Origin of the sequence: Pseudarthrobacter sp. NamE2, assembly GCF_005796205.1 — a bacterium.
Lineage (GTDB): Bacteria > Actinomycetota > Actinomycetes > Actinomycetales > Micrococcaceae > Arthrobacter.
On the sequence record NZ_VAHN01000001.1, the window covers coordinates 49,537 to 64,985 of the forward strand.

At 65.5% G+C, this 15,449-nt stretch carries 14 protein-coding genes and 1 pseudogene; 12 read left to right on the plus strand and 3 right to left on the minus strand.

Annotation, left to right across the window (positions count from 1 at the left end; translation table 11 throughout):
* The first annotated feature begins 3 nt into the window (after window positions 1-3).
* From FDW83_RS00240 to FDW83_RS00250, 3 genes are read left to right on the plus strand one after another with little or no spacing between them, the layout of a single operon-like run.
* Window positions 4-1,353, plus strand: coding sequence for an extracellular solute-binding protein (locus FDW83_RS00240; RefSeq protein WP_138135630.1), 1,350 nt, complete (start codon window positions 4-6; stop codon window positions 1,351-1,353).
* Window positions 1,354-1,356: 3 nt separating this feature from the next.
* Window positions 1,357-2,238, plus strand: coding sequence for a carbohydrate ABC transporter permease (locus FDW83_RS00245; protein ID WP_138135631.1), 882 nt, complete (start codon window positions 1,357-1,359; stop codon window positions 2,236-2,238).
* Window positions 2,235-3,107: a carbohydrate ABC transporter permease gene (locus FDW83_RS00250; protein WP_138135632.1), complete on the plus strand. Its 873-nt coding sequence runs from the start codon at window positions 2,235-2,237 to the stop codon at window positions 3,105-3,107. Before FDW83_RS00245 ends, FDW83_RS00250 begins: the two co-directional genes overlap by 4 nt.
* Before the next feature lie 6 nt (window positions 3,108-3,113).
* Here FDW83_RS00250 and FDW83_RS00255 read toward each other — a convergent pair whose 3' ends face one another.
* Window positions 3,114-3,317, minus strand: coding sequence for a hypothetical protein (locus FDW83_RS00255; RefSeq protein WP_240720784.1), 204 nt, complete (start codon window positions 3,315-3,317; stop codon window positions 3,114-3,116).
* 139 nt (window positions 3,318-3,456) lie between these two features.
* On the opposite strand from FDW83_RS00255, the gene FDW83_RS00260 reads away from it, so the two are divergent.
* The 9 genes and pseudogenes from FDW83_RS00260 (at window position 3,457) to metE (ending at window position 13,621) form a co-directional block, all read left to right on the plus strand.
* Window positions 3,457-4,464, plus strand: a complete 1,008-nt coding sequence (locus FDW83_RS00260; RefSeq protein WP_138135634.1) for a MoxR family ATPase — start codon at window positions 3,457-3,459, stop codon at window positions 4,462-4,464.
* Between the two features lie 7 nt (window positions 4,465-4,471).
* Entirely contained in the window at window positions 4,472-5,368 is an 897-nt protein-coding gene (locus FDW83_RS00265) for a DUF58 domain-containing protein (RefSeq protein WP_138135635.1), read from the plus strand.
* Window positions 5,358-5,828: a hypothetical protein gene (locus FDW83_RS00270; protein ID WP_138135636.1), complete on the plus strand. Its 471-nt coding sequence runs from the start codon at window positions 5,358-5,360 to the stop codon at window positions 5,826-5,828. The genes FDW83_RS00265 and FDW83_RS00270 overlap by 11 nt, the downstream gene beginning before the upstream one ends.
* The gene (locus FDW83_RS00275) at window positions 5,819-6,838 is read left to right on the plus strand and encodes a VWA domain-containing protein (RefSeq protein ID WP_138135637.1); all 1,020 of its coding nucleotides are present in this window, start codon (window positions 5,819-5,821) and stop codon (window positions 6,836-6,838) included. The genes FDW83_RS00270 and FDW83_RS00275 overlap by 10 nt, the downstream gene beginning before the upstream one ends.
* Before the next feature lie 23 nt (window positions 6,839-6,861).
* Window positions 6,862-7,773 carry a vWA domain-containing protein gene (locus tag FDW83_RS00280; RefSeq protein ID WP_138135638.1) on the plus strand — a complete coding sequence of 304 codons (912 nt, stop codon included), beginning with the start codon at window positions 6,862-6,864 and terminating at the stop codon, window positions 7,771-7,773.
* Complete coding sequence (locus FDW83_RS00285; RefSeq protein ID WP_138135639.1) at window positions 7,770-8,528, plus strand: hypothetical protein; 759 nt, start codon at window positions 7,770-7,772, stop codon at window positions 8,526-8,528. The genes FDW83_RS00280 and FDW83_RS00285 overlap by 4 nt, the downstream gene beginning before the upstream one ends.
* A 342-nt stretch (window positions 8,529-8,870) precedes the next feature.
* A pseudogene (locus FDW83_RS00290) lies at window positions 8,871-9,897 on the plus strand (HNH endonuclease); the annotation flags it as partial.
* 335 nt (window positions 9,898-10,232) lie between these two features.
* The gene (locus FDW83_RS00295; protein ID WP_138135640.1) at window positions 10,233-11,195 is read left to right on the plus strand and encodes a methylenetetrahydrofolate reductase; all 963 of its coding nucleotides are present in this window, start codon (window positions 10,233-10,235) and stop codon (window positions 11,193-11,195) included.
* Window positions 11,196-11,290: 95 nt separating this feature from the next.
* Window positions 11,291-13,621, plus strand: a complete 2,331-nt coding sequence (gene metE / locus FDW83_RS00300; RefSeq protein WP_138135641.1) for a 5-methyltetrahydropteroyltriglutamate--homocysteine S-methyltransferase — start codon at window positions 11,291-11,293, stop codon at window positions 13,619-13,621.
* An 84-nt stretch (window positions 13,622-13,705) separates the two neighbouring features.
* Here the strand turns inward: metE and FDW83_RS00305 are convergent, their stop codons facing one another.
* Both FDW83_RS00305 and FDW83_RS00310 read right to left on the minus strand, forming a co-directional pair.
* Window positions 13,706-14,209, minus strand: coding sequence for a DUF2004 domain-containing protein (locus tag FDW83_RS00305; RefSeq protein ID WP_138135642.1), 504 nt, complete (start codon window positions 14,207-14,209; stop codon window positions 13,706-13,708).
* Between the two features lie 45 nt (window positions 14,210-14,254).
* The gene (locus FDW83_RS00310; protein WP_138135643.1) at window positions 14,255-15,172 is read right to left on the minus strand and encodes a LysR family transcriptional regulator; all 918 of its coding nucleotides are present in this window, start codon (window positions 15,170-15,172) and stop codon (window positions 14,255-14,257) included.
* Window positions 15,173-15,449: the final 277 nt, after the last annotated feature.

The following is a 15,449-nucleotide window of genomic DNA, read 5'->3' on the forward strand; positions in this document are numbered from 1 at the left end:
ATCATGCACCGGGCCCTGAAGACACTGTCCCTGTTCGCTTCCGCGGTGGTAGTCCTGTCGGCGTGCTCTCCCGGCACTCCGGACGAGGGGACAAAGACGCTCAAGGTTGCCTACCAGAAGACCGATTCCTTCACTGCCCTGGACACCATGTTCCAGGCCGCAAAGCAGGAGTTCGAAGCGGCCAACCAGGGCGTCACCGTTGAGCTGCAGCCCATCGAGGGCAACGATGACGACTACGGCACCAAGCTGGCCCTCGCCCTGCGCTCGCCTTCCACTGCGCCCGACGTGTTCTACGAGGACACGTTCAAGGTGCGCTCCGACGTCGACGCCGGGTACCTCCTGAAGCTTGACCCCCTCCTGGAAGGCTGGGCGGATTGGGAGAAATACGACGACGCTGCGAAGGCGGCCGGAAAAGCGGACGACGGCGGCACGTATGCGGTGCCGCTGGGGACCGACACCCGGGCCATTTGGTACAACAAGAAGGTCCTGGCCGCCGCCGGCGTCAGCGACCCCTGGCAGCCGCGCAGCTGGCAGGACATCCTCGACACCGCCAGGAAGATCAAGACCAACGACCCGTCCGTCATCCCGTTCAACATGTACGCGGGCAAGGGCACGGGGGAGGGGACTGTCATGCAGGGGTTTTACGAGCTCCTGTACGGCACCGGCTCCAGCCTCTACGACGAGGAATCGAAGAAATGGGTGGTCGGCTCCGCCGGTTTCCGGGATTCCCTGGCCTTCCTCAGGACTCTTTACGACGAGGGGCTCGCCGTGACCCCCGCCGAGGCGCTGGACGCGAACGTCTGGAAGAAGGTGTTCGGTGAATGGTTCCCCAACGGGAAACTGGGCGCCACCGTGGAAGGCTCCTACGCGCCGTCGTTCTGGCAGGAAGGCGGAAGCTACGCATGGCCGGCCTACGAACAGGAGATGGGCGTGGCCCCGTTCCCGACGCAGAACGGCGAGGCTCCGGGTGCAGTGAGCATGTCCGGCGGCTGGACCCTTGCGGTGGGTGCGGAAACCAAGGATCCGGACCTGGCATTCAAGTTCCTCACCACGGCGATGAACGAGAAGAACTCCCTCGCCTTCACCGTGGAGAGCTCGCAGATCGCGGTCCGCTCGGATGTGGCCGACGACCCCGGTTACCAGGGCGCCAACCCCTTCGTGAAGGATGTCTCGGAGCTTGTTTCCGTGACGCGGTACCGCCCGGCAACTTCCGATTATCCCCGCATCTCGGCCGCCGTGCAGGAGGCGACCGAGGCAGTCATCACCGGGAGCCGTACGCCGGAGCAGGCCGCCGCCGACTACGACGCGGCCGTCACGGACATTGTGGGTGCCGACAAGACCGTCCGGAAATAGTCTGTGCAGCTTGATCACAGGGCACGGCAGCTGGTCCGCTACCTGCCGGTCCTTCCTGCTGTCCTGCTCCTGCTCGTGTTCCTTGCCGGTCCCGTGGTCTGGGCGTTTCAGGCATCACTGACCAACGCGGGGCTGACCGGCCGCAGTGCCAGGAACCCGGAATGGGTGGGGCTGGAGAACTACCAGCGGTTGCTGGCTGATCCCGCCTTCCCGCTCTCCCTTGGGCTTACGGTGCTGTTCGTAGGGGGCTCGGCCGTGATCGGCCAGAACCTGCTGGGCCTTGCGATCGCCCTCCTGATGCGCCGGGCCCGGCCCGCCGTATCGTCGCTGGCAGGAACCGCCGTGGTGGCCGCATGGGTTCTGCCGGAGATTGTGGCCGCCTTCGCCGCCTACGCGTACTTCAGCAAGGATGGAACCTTGAACCAGCTGCTCGGCAGCCTGGGGCTCGGCCGGCCGGAGTGGCTGTACGCCTTCCCGATGGTGGCGGTGATGCTGGCCAACACCTGGCGCGGCACCGCCTTTTCCATGCTTGTCTACCGGGCCGCACTCAACGACGTCCCCGCCGAAATCTCCGAGGCAGCACAAATGGACGGCGCGCGGGGCTGGCAACGGCTGCTTTTCATCACCCTTCCCATGATTAGAGGCAGCATCGCTACCAACCTGATGCTTATCACCCTGCAGACCCTGGCCGTATTCACCCTCGTGTGGGTGATGACCGCCGGCGGTCCCGCGAACGCCAGCGCCACCCTGCCCGTCCTGGCCTACACGGAGGCCTTCAAGTTCGGCGACATCGGGTACGGGACGGCGGTGGCGTCCGTGCTCATCCTGATTGGCGCGGTGTTTGGCGCGGTGTACATCCGCCTGCTGAAGGAGCCCCGGCCATGACCGCGCCGGTTCGGACAAGGCGGCCTGCCGGGGCACCGGTGCTCCGTCCTGAACGGAAGCAGGGAAGCACGGCCGCTGATGCCGCGCTGACGCTGGTGGGTGCGTGTTTCCTGCTGCCCCTGTTGTGGCTTGTCCTGGGGTCGCTGGATCCGGAAGCGGGCCACGAAACTAGGGTGCCCCGCACGCCGGGCCTGGACAACTTCGCCGCCATCATGACCCCGGAACTGCTGTTCCAGCCATTGTGGAACAGCCTGGTGCTGTCCGCAGGAACCGGCGCCGTCACGCTGGCGGCCGCCGTGCTGGCCGCCTACCCGCTGTCCCGCTACCGCTCCCGGTTCAACACCCCGTTCCTCTATGCCGTCCTGTTCGGCACCTGCCTCCCAGTTACCGCGATCATGGTGCCCGTGTACGGCCTCTTCGTCCAGCTGGAACTACTGGACTCCATGCCGGCCACGATCTTCTTCATGGCCACCACAACGCTTCCCATGGCCATCTGGATGACCAGGAACTTCATGGACAGCGTGCCGCTGTCCCTCGAGGAGGCCGCGTGGGTGGACGGGGCTTCAAGAATGGCCGCGCTCCGCACCATCGTGCTGCCGCTGATGCGCCAGGGCTTGGGCGTGGTGTTCATCTTCGTATTCATCCAGGCGTGGGGAAACTTCTTTGTCCCGTTCGTGCTGCTGCTGTCCGAGGCGCGGCAGCCCGCAGCCGTCTCCATCTACAGCTTTTTTGGCCAGCACGGAGCAGTTGCGTACGGCCAGCTGGCCGCCTTCTCCATCCTGTATTCACTTCCGGTACTGGCGTTGTACGTCATCGTGTCAAAAGGTGCCGGAAGCTCTTTCGCCCTGTCCGGAGCGGTGCGGGGATAACCCCTGCTAGTCGATGTCCTCGACCACCACTCCATAGGGGATGCTGTCGTCCAGGTGGGCCTGGTGTCCCGTGGAGCCGGGGTTGTAGGTGACCCGGACCCCATGCAGTTTGTCCGCCGCGGACTGCATCAGGACCGGCCTCACGGTGCTGACGAACATCTCGTTCTTGTCAGCGAGGAACTCCTTGTAACTGGCTGGAAGCTCGATCATGGCAAAAGGATAGACCTGCGCGCGTTCCATGGGGAGGGGTCCCCATTGCCGGGTTCAGGGGCATGGTCTTGGATAGGATGGCGGCGGAGTGCAGCCGTCCGGCGAGCGCGGCCATGAACAGCCACCAGGGGGATTAGAAGTGCTTCAAACCAGTGCGTCCGCAAGGATAGAACCGGCGGAACTGGCGCGGGCGCAGCGGGTGGTGGACAACATCTCCAGGAGCTTCGACGCCAAGGTAGTGGGGCAAACCCGGCTTCGCGAATCGCTGCTGGTCGGGCTGCTGACGGGCGGCCACATCTTGCTGGAGAGTGTTCCGGGGCTGGCCAAGACCACCGCAGCGCAGACGGTGGCAGAGGCCGTCAGCGCCGAGTTCCGCCGTATCCAGTGCACCCCGGACCTGCTGCCGAGCGACATCGTGGGCACCCAGATCTACGACGCGGCCAAGGGCACGTTCATCACCCGGCTTGGGCCGGTGCACGCGAACATTGTGCTGCTGGACGAGATCAACCGCTCCAGCGCAAAAACCCAAAGCGCCATGCTGGAGGCCATGCAGGAACGCCAGACCTCCATTGGCGGCCAGGACTACCGGCTGCCGGCGCCCTTCCTGGTGCTCGCCACCCAAAACCCCATCGAGCAGGAAGGCACGTACCAGCTGCCGGAAGCCCAAATGGACCGGTTCATGCTCAAGGATGTGCTGGACTATCCGTCGCCGGCCGAGGAAGTGGAAATCATCCGGCGGATCGACGCGGGCGTCTTCACCCCCGAGCAGGCACCTGCTGCCGCGGCGTCGCTGGACTCCGTGAAGGAGGTCCAGGACATCGTGCGGCGCGTCTACATTGATCCGGCCATCGTCAACTACATCGTGGGACTGGTCTTCGTCACCCGCAACGCCCGGGAGTACATCGACCAGCAGCTGGCCGGATACATCGAATTCGGCGCCAGTCCTCGCGCCAGCATCGCCTTCACCCAGGCAGCCCGGGCGGTGGCCCTGGTAAGGGGAAGGGACCATGTCATTCCCGAGGACGTCAAGGCCCTGGCCCACCGGGTACTCCGCCACCGGCTGATCCTCAACTTCGATGCGGTGGCCGACCAGGTGCCGGTGGAATCGGTGATCGACGCCGTCGTGTCCGCCGTCCAGACTCCCTGACGCCCGCATGGCCGGCCTCCTCCTGCGCGTGAAGTCGAAAATGGCGATCTTCGCGCACCGCAAGGCCCGCGGCTCGCTCGACGGCGAATACGGTTCGGTGTTCCGCGGCCGCAGCCTGGACTTCGACGACCTCCGCACCTACGTCCCGGGCGACGAGGTGCGGGATATCGACTGGAAGGCTTCCGCCCGGCACGGTTCGCCGCTCATCAAACGGTACGTGGCCGTGCGGCGGCAGACCCTGATCCTGCTCACCGACACCGGCCGCAACATGGCCGCCGTTTCCCGCTCGGGAGACACCAAGCGGGACATCGCCGTCATGGCCTTGGGTGTGATGGGCTACCTTGCCCACCGGCACGGCGACGCGGTCGGCCTGGTCAGCGGGGACTCCGCCGCCACCAGGACGGTCCCGGCCAAAGCGGGAGAAGCCCACCTCGAGCGGCTCCTCAGGGTGGTCAACGATGCAGCAGGCCCCGCCGCCGCACCCAGCAGGCTTGAGGACCAGCTGGACCATGTGGTGCGGACCGTCAAGGGGCGGAACCTGCTGTTCGTCGTCGCAGACGAGCTGGCCGCGGCCCCGGAAATGTCCCGGCTCCTCCGGCGTCTCCGCGCACAGCATGAAATCCTCTGGCTCACGGTGCGGGACGCGGATCTTGTACCGCCAGACAGCGGTGGAGATAGTGCGGACGCGAACTTCTACAGCGTGGCCGACTCAACCTTCCTTCCGGCACAGCTGGCACAGTCTCCGGCTGTCCGGGCCGCCTACGCCCAAGCTGTGGCCGAAAGGGATGCGGGCCGCAAAGCCATGCTCGCGCAGGCGGGCATCACCGAAGGCGAAGTGGAGGGCAGCAGGGACGTGGTCGCCGCACTGTTCACCCTCCTGGAGAGGCACCGACGTGCAGGCTGAACTAGGCTTCCATGGCCCGTTCCAGTACAGTCCGGCCTGGCTGTGGGCCGGCGTTGCGCTCCTTGCCCTGGTGGCAGGGTGGTACGCCGCCGTTCTTGCCGCCACCCGCCGTCGTCGTCACCTGCCCGGGGACCGGCGCCCTGTTGCCTTGACTGATCTAGCCGCGCTCAAGGCCGCCTACCTCGAACGCATCGATAACGCCGAACGCAGCGCAGCGGCGGGCCGGCTGAGCCTTCGGGCTGCCCACCAGGAAATCAGCCTGGTCCTGCGCAGCTTCATCCGCGACGCCACCGGCGTGGACGCGCTGCGGATGACCCGGCAGGACCTTGAGCGGCACCCGCTTCCTGCCGCCGCGGCAGCCGTGGGGGCACTGTATCCGGGGGAGTTCGGCCCGGAACCGCTGCCTTCCGCTTCCGCATCGGCAGAGGTTGCACGGAAGGTGGTGCGCGCATGGGCCTGATGTACTGGTGGATCCTGTCCGCCGCCGCCCTTGCCCTGGCAGGGACCGCGTGGGTGGCCTTTCGTCGCAGCAACCGCGCCAATGCACGACGGCGGCCGGCAGCCCATGCAGACCGGCTCACCACGTTGCCTGAGTACCAGGCGGCGCTCCGGCGCCACAGGAGGTGGCTGGCGGCGGCTGCGCTCGCCTGCGCCTCGCTCCTGGCCACCTCCGCAGTGGCCGCAGCCCGCCCGGTGGATTTCACCACCATCCGGCCGGAGCAACACAACCGGGACATCATGCTGTGCCTGGACGCCTCCGGGTCCATGAGCAGTGCAGATTCCGCAGTGGTGGACGTCTTCGCCGGCCTGGCCCGGGAATTCGATGGTGAACGGATCGGCCTGACCATCTTCGACAGCACCGCCATCCAGGTGTTTCCACTGACCGACGATTACGACTATGCCCAGGAGCAGTTGATGCTGGCACGGGACGCCTTTGACGGCAGGCCCGGCAGTTCAGGTTTCCTCGACGGGACGTGGAGCGGGCGCGGCTCGTCGCTGATCGGGGACGGCCTGGCCTCCTGCCTGAACAGTTTTCCGCGGTCCACGGAAGCTGGCCGGGGCGCCAAAGGGGATAGGGGCGTTCCCCAGCGCTCGCGGTCAGTGGTCCTGGCCACGGACAACCTGCTGTCCGGAGACCCCATCATGGCATTGGAAGAGGCTGCGGCCCTGGCAAAGGAAAGGGCCGTGCGCGTGTACGCTTTGAACCCCGGGGACCTTGACTATGGACCCGGGGCTGACCAGCCGGGAGCACAGTTGCGGATCGCCGCGGAGTCTACGGGCGGCGCCTATCACGCCCTGGACAGCCCGGAAGCCGTGCCCGGCATCGTGGAGTCCGTGGAGGAAACGGCAACCGCAGCCATCAAGGGTGCGCCGCGCGCGGTGGTCTCGGATGAGCCGGGACTTGCCCTGGGTGCTGCCCTGCTGTCCGGTCTTGCCCTGTGCGTCTCGCTGTGGCGGTTGCGGCTGTGACCGGGCGCAAGTTCTTGCCCCGCATGCCGGGGTTCTCCTGGCTCCGCCGCGGCCTGCTGGTTGCCTTCCTCCTCATCGCGCTGCTGCGACCGGGCCTGCCCGATGGGTCGGCGCAGGCGGCGACGTCGGACCTCAACGTGTTCTTCGTTGTGGACACCACCACCAGCATGGTTGCCGAGGATTACGGCAACGGGAGGCCCAGGCTTGAGGGGGTGCGGGACGACATCATGGCCATTGCGGAAGAGTTGCCCGGCGCGCGCTTCTCCGTGATCACCTTCGATACCAAGGGTCATGTCCGGATGCCATTGACCACAGACACCTTGGCCCTGGAAACCATCACGTCCGTCCTGGAACCCCAGGTGACCGGCTATGCCAAGGGCAGCAGCATTACAGCCGCGCGGCAGGCGTTGGCTGAGCGCCTCAATGCAGCCCGGACCAGCCATCCGGACCGGCCGCGGCTCGTCTTTTATCTTGGCGACGGCGAACAGACCAGTTCCGCAGCGCCCGAACCTCTGCACATGGGCAACGGCCTGGTGGACGGGGGAGCGGTGCTGGGCTACGGCACCCCGGCCGGAGGACGGATGAAGGAAAATACGGGGTTGGAGTCCAACGGCGGCGCCCAGGACACGCCCTACGTCCAGGACGGCAGCAGGGACGCGCTGTCCATGATCGATGAAGGGCGGCTGCGGGAGATTGCCTCGCAGTTGGGCGTTCCGTACGTACACCGGGCTGCCGGCGACCCCAGCCACGAGATGCTGCAGCAGGCCCGCCCGGGGTCGCTGGACCGTGCCTGGGACGCAGGTTCACTGTCAGGGCGGACAGAGCTCTACTGGGTTTTGGCGGCGGGCGCATTCGTCCTTGCCCTGGTGGAGGCCGCCGCACTGATACGGCGGTTCCGGGAGCTGCGGCCGGCCGTGGGAAGGGCGCAACCGTGATCCGTCCCCAACCAGGCCCCGCAACACCGGACCAGGACAGCGGAAAGCGGCTGCGCCGGCGCCTGCTGTTGTGGTCCGCCCTGCCTGTGCTGCTTCTCGTCGGTATGGCAGCAAAACTGTTGAGCCTCGGTCTGCTTGCGAACCAGGCCGACACCGCTTTCAAAGCAGGAGACGCGGCGGCAGTGGAACGCGCAGCCGGGGGACTGAGCCTTGCCAACGTCATCGAGCGGCACAAAGCACCCTTTGCGGCGGGAGACGCCGAGGCTCTTGCCGGAAACTATCCGGCAGCCCGGCTGCTGTTCGAGGAAGCCCTGGCGGCTGTTCCATCCGGCTCCGGGGACGAATGCAGCATCCGGGTTAATCTCAGCCTGGCCATCGAGAAACTGGGTGACGAAAAGCAGGGTGCGGAGGAACCGTCGTCGGCTGCTTCTCTTTATGCGGAGGCGCTGGCCGTTGTGGACACGGCGCCGCCGCGATGCTCCTCCGGGGACACGGCTGCCGGTTCCGGGAAAACGCTGAGGGAGGCGGAGCAGCGCCTGAACAGCAAGTTGGTTGCTGCCGCGGAGTTTGAGGAGACACCGGGCGAGGCTTCCCAGGATGAGGCTTCGGAGGAACAGGAACCCCTGCAGCAAAGCCAGCTGGAGCAGCTTGAAGAAAATGCCAGGCAGGCCGAACGTGAACGCAACGCAGGGCGCGAACGCGAAGACTACCTGAATGACACTGACTACCCTGCAGGCCCGGACCGCCCCTGGTAGCGCTGCAGGCCGTCCCTTCTACGCCTTCACCGTTACTTGGGAGGCTTGCCGGCACAGGAGGTTTTCCCACATAGGGCTTTTGGATGGCCGGTTTTGTCACACCCTGCTGGAAGACTCGGCTCATGAAGGTGTTCGGGGCGGCGGCAGTGGAGGCGGGGCATGGTGGCGTCCCGACGGCTGCCGGCGCGCCGTCCTTGGCTGAAGCCGTTACCGTTGCCCCTTCTCTTGCCAGCGCCGTAGCTGAGGCTGGCTTACATCCTGCCGGCGTGCCTGCCGCTCCTGGTGTCCCATCTGCTGCCAGTGCTTCATTGCATGCCGTTGTTCCCACCATCGCCAACGCGGTCGGGGCAGCTGAACGAGTGGCGGACCACGCTGGTAGTGAAGGAAACCGCGTGTTTGTCGGTGGAGGACCGGGCCGCGGTGGACGAGGAACTCGCCCCCGACACCGGGACCTTCGACGGCGCCGGTGACCGGGCCATCATCTCCGCCGTCAAGGCCGCCGCGTACCGGAAGGACCCGCGGTCGGTGGCGAAGCGGGCCAGCCACGCCGTGAACGAACGGACCGTGTCGTTGCGCCCGGCGCCGGACACCATGGCGCGCCTGACTGCGCTGCTGCCCGTAGCGCAGGGCGTGGCCGTCTATGCAGCTCTCACCAAGAAAGCTGACACGCTCCGGGCTGCGGGAGATGGGCGGGGCAAGGGCCAGATCATGGCCGACACCCTCGTCGAACGCGCCACCGGCGTAAAGGGCGGGGTCAGCAGGATCGAAGTCCAGCTCGTCATGACCGACCGCACCCTCCTCCAGGGCGACAGCGAACCGGCACGCCTGACCGGCTACGGCACCGTCCCGGCAGCATGGGCCAGAAAAATTGCTGTCGCGGGGCCGGCGGGAGGTGAAGAGCTGAAGACCTGGGTCCGGCGGCTCTACACCGCACCCGCCACAGGGGATCTTGTCGCGATGGACTCACGGGCCCGGCTCTTCCCGCACGGGCTCCGCCGCTTCATCCAGGTCCGGGACAATGTCTGCCGGACCCCGTACTGTGACACGCCCATCCGCCACGACGACCACATCATCCCCTGACGCAAGGACGGGCCTACCAGCGCCGGTAACGGCCAGGGCCTTTGCGAAGCCTGCAACCACACCAAAGAAAACACCCGGCTGGTCAGCCAAACCACTCCATATCCCCGGAGCCCGGCATACCGTTCAGATGAAAACCCCCACCGGCCACACCTACACATCCACGGCACCGCTGTTGCCCGGCACACACTGGAGAACAGGCGGCATTCCTGCCGGCAAAAGGGCCCAAGGGCGAGACGCGAAGAAACATCCGGCCGTCCAGGTGCTTGGCCGGGCAGGACCGGCGGGGTGACCGGGACTGAACGATTGACGAAGATTATTCAGTTGTGTGGCAGAAACAGGGCGTAAGACTGCGTCTTAATTCGGAGCCCAACTTGAAATGCTCTCCGGGCCGCTCATAAAGTCTTTACAAGTTACCGCGGTAACGTGTCAGCGATCCTCCGCTCCGGAGGGTGTGGGTGCCCCCATGTGGGCCTGACATTTGCTCACGGAAAACTTCGATCCAGGCGTAACATTCGCGGCTGCGTCCTGTGAAGTTCCTTCGTGTTCCCCAAACTCAAATTCATTGCCGGACTGCTGTCACACCCGTGGCAAGCAGCCTCCAATGGCCCAAAGCCAAGGACGCAAATGTCACCACCAAGCCTTATTGACACACACCCAAATCTCTCTGATGCAGCTCCCGTAGCACTGTCCTATGAGTTGTTCCCGCCCCGTTCGCCGGCCGCGGCAGAAACCCTGTGGAACACCATCCGCGAACTTGAGACGACCGAGCCGGACTACGTCTCCATCACGTATGGGGCGAGCGGCTCCAACCGGGACACCGCCGTCGAACTCATCAACCGCCTCCTGCTGGAAACCACGCTTCGGCCCCTGGCCCACCTCACCTGCGTTGGCAACACGCCTCAGGAACTGGCAGGGATCATCGGCCAACTGCTGGACACCGGCGTACGCGGCATCCTTGCCCTTCGCGGCGACCTGCCCAAGGACGGCCAGACGACCGATGGATCGCTGCGTTACGCCCAGGACCTGATCGAGCTCATCCGCAGGGTGGAGCAGCGACGTTCGGCCATGCTATGTGCCGGAAAGATTGCCGTTGGCGTCGCGGCATACCCCGCCCGCCACCCGGAATCGCCCAGCGAGGCGCACGACGTCGAGGTGCTGCTTGCCAAACAGCGTTCCGGCGCCGACTTCGCCATCACCCAGGTGTTTTTCCACGCCGACCAGTACGCAGACCTCCTGACCAGGGCACGCCGTGCAGGGGTGACAATCCCGATCATTCCGGGTGTCATGCCGCTCACCAGCCTTCGCCGGCTCAACCGCCTGGGCGAACTCACCGGTGTGGAACCCGCCCCTGAACTCATGTCCAGGCTTGCAGCGGCTGACAGCGACCTCGAGCGGCTGCACATCGGCGTTGACGCGACCGTCGACCTTGCCAATGCTGCCTTGCATGCCGGCGCTCCGGGCATCCACATCTACACCTTCAACGAGCACCAGAGCGCGCTCGAAGTGCTGGACAAGCTAGCCCTTCCACGGCACAGCCGCCACAGCAGCCGTCAGCACCAGGGCGTCCAGAGCCAGCTCGCCAGCTGAACATTCCTGCCGGCGTCTTATACCTCCACCCCGCCGCACCAACACCTTAAACCGACCAGCCCGACGTTTGGGCTGCCCACGTTAGGAAATTTCCCATGACCGTAAAGAACACCCGTTTCCCCTCCGCCTCACTCCTTGGCTACCCCCGCATCGGACGGCGCCGCGAGCTCAAGAAAGCTGTCGAAGCATACTGGGCCGGCAAAAGCGACGCCGCCGCCCTGGACGCCGCAGCCAAGGACATCCAGCTGGCCACCGCCAAGCGCCTCCAGGAACTCGGCCTGACCGAGGCCGCAGCCGTACCAGGCACGTTCTCCTACTACGACCAGGTCCTCGATGCCACCGCCCACCTCGGCGCTGTTCCCGCCCGTTTCGGCTCGCTCCTCAACGCTGAGGGACAGCTGGGTATTGACGGATACTTCACCCTGGCCCGCGGCAACAAGGAACAGCAGCCGCTGGAAATGACCAAGTGGTTCGATACCAACTACCACTACCTGGTTCCCGAGATCGGACCGGAGACTAAGTTCTCCCTCAGCTCCAACCGCATCGTAGAGGAATTCGAGTTCGCCCTCGCCAACGGCATCGAGACCCGCCCCTACATCGTCGGCCCGGTCACATACCTGCTGCTGTCCAAGGCTTCCGACAACGCACCCTCCGGCTTCGCGCCGCTGGCCCGCCTCGAGGACGTCCTCCCGGTGTACGCCCAGCTCCTCGAAAAGCTGGCCGCCGCCGGAGCGGGCTGGGTCCAGCTGGACGAACCCGCCCTCGTCGTCGACCAGGACATCCCGGCCGCCGACCTCGAGGCCGCAGTTACCCGCGCCTACGAGGTGCTGACGGCCGTTCCCAGCCGTCCGCAAATCCTGGTGTCCACCCCGTATGGTTCGCTGGACGGCCAGTTCGCCGCCATTGCCGGGACCAACATCGATGCGCTGCACGTGGACGTCTTCAAAGGAGCTGTTCCTGCCGCCGACGACCTCGCCCTGCTCGGCGAAAAGACGCTGGTTGCCGGCCTCGTTGACGGCCACAACATCTGGCGGAACGACCTCGCCGCCTCCGCCGCAAAGCTGGAAGAACTGCGCGCGTCGGTTGCCGACGTGGCAGTCTCCACCTCCACCTCCACGCAGCACGTGCCGCACGACGTCGAGGAAGAGACAACGCTCTCCGCTGAACTGCGCAGCTGGTTGGCTTTCGCGGACCAGAAGGCTGTTGAGGTCAAGACCCTGGCCGGGCTGCTGACTGACGCGGCCGCCGTTCAGTCCGCCATCGACGAGGCCAGCCGCGTGATCGCTTCCCGTGCCGCCGCCGAAGGGGTGCGCCGTGCAGACGTCCGTGCCCGCACCGCAGCCCTCACGGCTGCCGATTTCACCCGCCCGGAGTACTCCGTTCGTGAAGCCGCCCAGGAAGAAGCGCTCCAGCTGCCGCCGCTGCCCACCACCACCATCGGGTCCTTCCCGCAGACGTCTGAGATCCGCTCGGCACGTGCCCGCAACATCAAGGGTGACCTGAACGACGAGCAGTACGAACAGCTTATGAAGGACGAGATCAAGCGCGTCGTGGACCTGCAGGAAGAGCTCGGCTACGACGTCCTGGTGCACGGTGAGCCCGAGCGCAACGACATGGTCCAGTACTTCGCCGAGAACCTCGAAGGCTTTGACGTGACCGTCCACGGATGGGTCCAGTCCTACGGTTCGCGCTGCACCCGCCCCTCCATCCTGTGGGGCGACGTCACCCGCAGCGCCCCCATCACCGTCAAATGGGCCGAGTACGCCCAGTCCCTGACCAGCAAGCCGATGAAGGGCATGCTCACGGGTCCGGTAACCATCCTGGCCTGGTCCTTCGTCCGCGATGACCAGCCGCTGGCCGAAACGGCCAACCAGGTTGGCCTGGCCCTGCGTGACGAAATCGCGGACCTGGAAGCAGCCGGCATCAAGGTCATCCAGGTCGACGAGCCCGCACTGCGCGAACTGCTTCCCCTGCGCAAGGCTGACCACGCCGACTACCTGAAGTGGTCGGTGGACTCCTTCCGCCTGGCCACTGCCGGTGCCGCCGACGCGACCCAGATCCACACGCACCTCTGCTACTCCGAGTTCGGCGTGATCATCGACGCCATTGACGGCCTCGACGCGGACGTGACCTCCATCGAGGCCGCACGTTCACGGATGGAAGTTGTCCACGACCTCGAGTCCCACGGTTTCGGCCGCGGCGTTGGCCCGGGTGTCTACGACATCCACTCGCCACGGGTACCGGGGGAGCGGGAAGTTACCGAACTGCTGACCACCGCCGTCAAGCACGTCCCGTCCCGCCAGCTCTGGGTCAACCCCGACTGCGGCCTGAAGACCCGCGGCTACGCCGAGACTGAAGAGTCCCTGCGCAACCTGGTCAAAGCAACCCAGGCAGTCCGCGCAGAGCTGCTGGAAACAGCAAAGTAATCCAAACGAGCTAAGAAGCAGGCGAACGCGGCCGGTCACCTGTGGTGACCGGCCGCCGTCGTTATTTTTCGGTGGGCGGGGGAGTCAGGACCAGACAATCTCGTCGTCAACAACACCGTCCTCATCGGCGGAGGCCACCAGGACTTCATCCGTGAAGTGCTCGCCAAGGGTGAAGTCAAGGACGAAGTAGCGTTCGGGCTGGCCGGGGTAGATGCCCACATGCCCAAGTTTGAGCGCCTTCAGGAAGACATCGTTGGTGAGCTGGCTGCGTTCCTCGACGCCGAATACCTTATGCAGGTGCTCGTCCTTGAGGGCGCTGCAGTGAAAATGCAGGTACTCGCACGGGCTGGTGCCTTCCTGCTCCAGCTCCTCGGCAATCATGTCCTTGACCTCGTCCACCAGCTCCGGCAGGAACCGCAGGCGGTAGTCCACCTTCCGCAACGCTGCTTCATCGAAGTGGTCGTGGGCGGTAATGTTCAGGTCGAGTTCCAGCGGGTGGCCGCGCAACTCGTGCTTCGCGGCGACCGAGTGATCCCTGCCGTGATTGAGCTCGATCTCTCCAAAGTGCTGGCTCGCTACCTTGCTCATAAGTTCAACATAGACCTGAACTGCAGAGCATTCCAGCATTCAGGCCTAATTCACGGCCGTGCGCATGCCCGCAAGCGTTTCAGCCATCAGGTCCACGAAAAGCTGCACGCGTGCGGTCTTCCTGTCATTGATCAGCAGCGCGAAGACGTTCCGGGCGAGCCGGATTTCGGGAACATCCAGTACCACCACGCCCGCGGGCTTGTGCCGGAGCGCGAGTTCCGGAACCAGTGCCGCGCCCAGCCCTGCAGCCGCCATCTCCAGGCTGGCATGAAAGTCGTCGCTGTGCGCCACCACCCGGGGGTGGAGGTTGCAGCCGGCGAACAGCCGCTCGATGACCATGGCATCGCTGGTCCCCGGGTGGTGCATGATCCACGGCATCTCGGACAGATGCTCCGCAGCCACATTCGCGTCCGGCCGGAAGCCCCAGCCTGAGGGCAGGACAACCCGGAAGTCGTCGTCGCCGATCCACCGCCTGTTGATGGTGGCAGGCCAGGCCACTCCGGTTTGGCCCACCTGGAACACGACGGCGAGGTCCAGGTCCCCGCCGGCGCGCAGCCCCTGAATGGTTTGGCCGGGTTCGGCAACGGACACTTTCAGGTCGATGCCGAGATTCTTCCACGCCGGATTCTTCAGGATCCTGGGCAGGACGTACGTTGCCAGGCTGGGGAAGATCCCCAGCCGAAGTTCCTGGCTGGCGCCGTCCTGGGTTCTGGCGGCTGCGGCCATCAGCGCTTCGATGTCCGTCAGCACCTTCGCGGCGTGGCGGGTCATAACGACGGCGGCTTCCGTGGGAACGACGCTCCGCGCTGACCGCTGGAACAGGACAACGCCCGTGTCACGTTCCAGAGCAGACATCTGTTGGGAGACGGCGGAGGCCGTGTAGCCCAGCGTTGCTGCTGCGGCTGCAAATGACCCGAGCCGCGTAACCTCCATGAGGGTCTTCAGGTGCACCGGATTTACCACCAGCCCACAGTACTGCAAGCGTGCGCTGCTTCTCCTGTGCCCTCATCGGGCGCTGCACCCGGGCGACTGCCGCCGTCGTGCCGTTAATCACGGGGCGTGGTTCCCAAGGCCACTCCCGGACCCCTTTCCGATGCCTCCGTGATCCTTCGCAGGTTGGCGCGACACGCCGTCTTTCCCACGACACGCTGGGGTTTAAATGTGCCTAACTACTCCACAGGATGTGGATTCTGTCCGCCAGATCGCCGGGATTCCGGACATTTTGAAGGGCCCTGCCTGT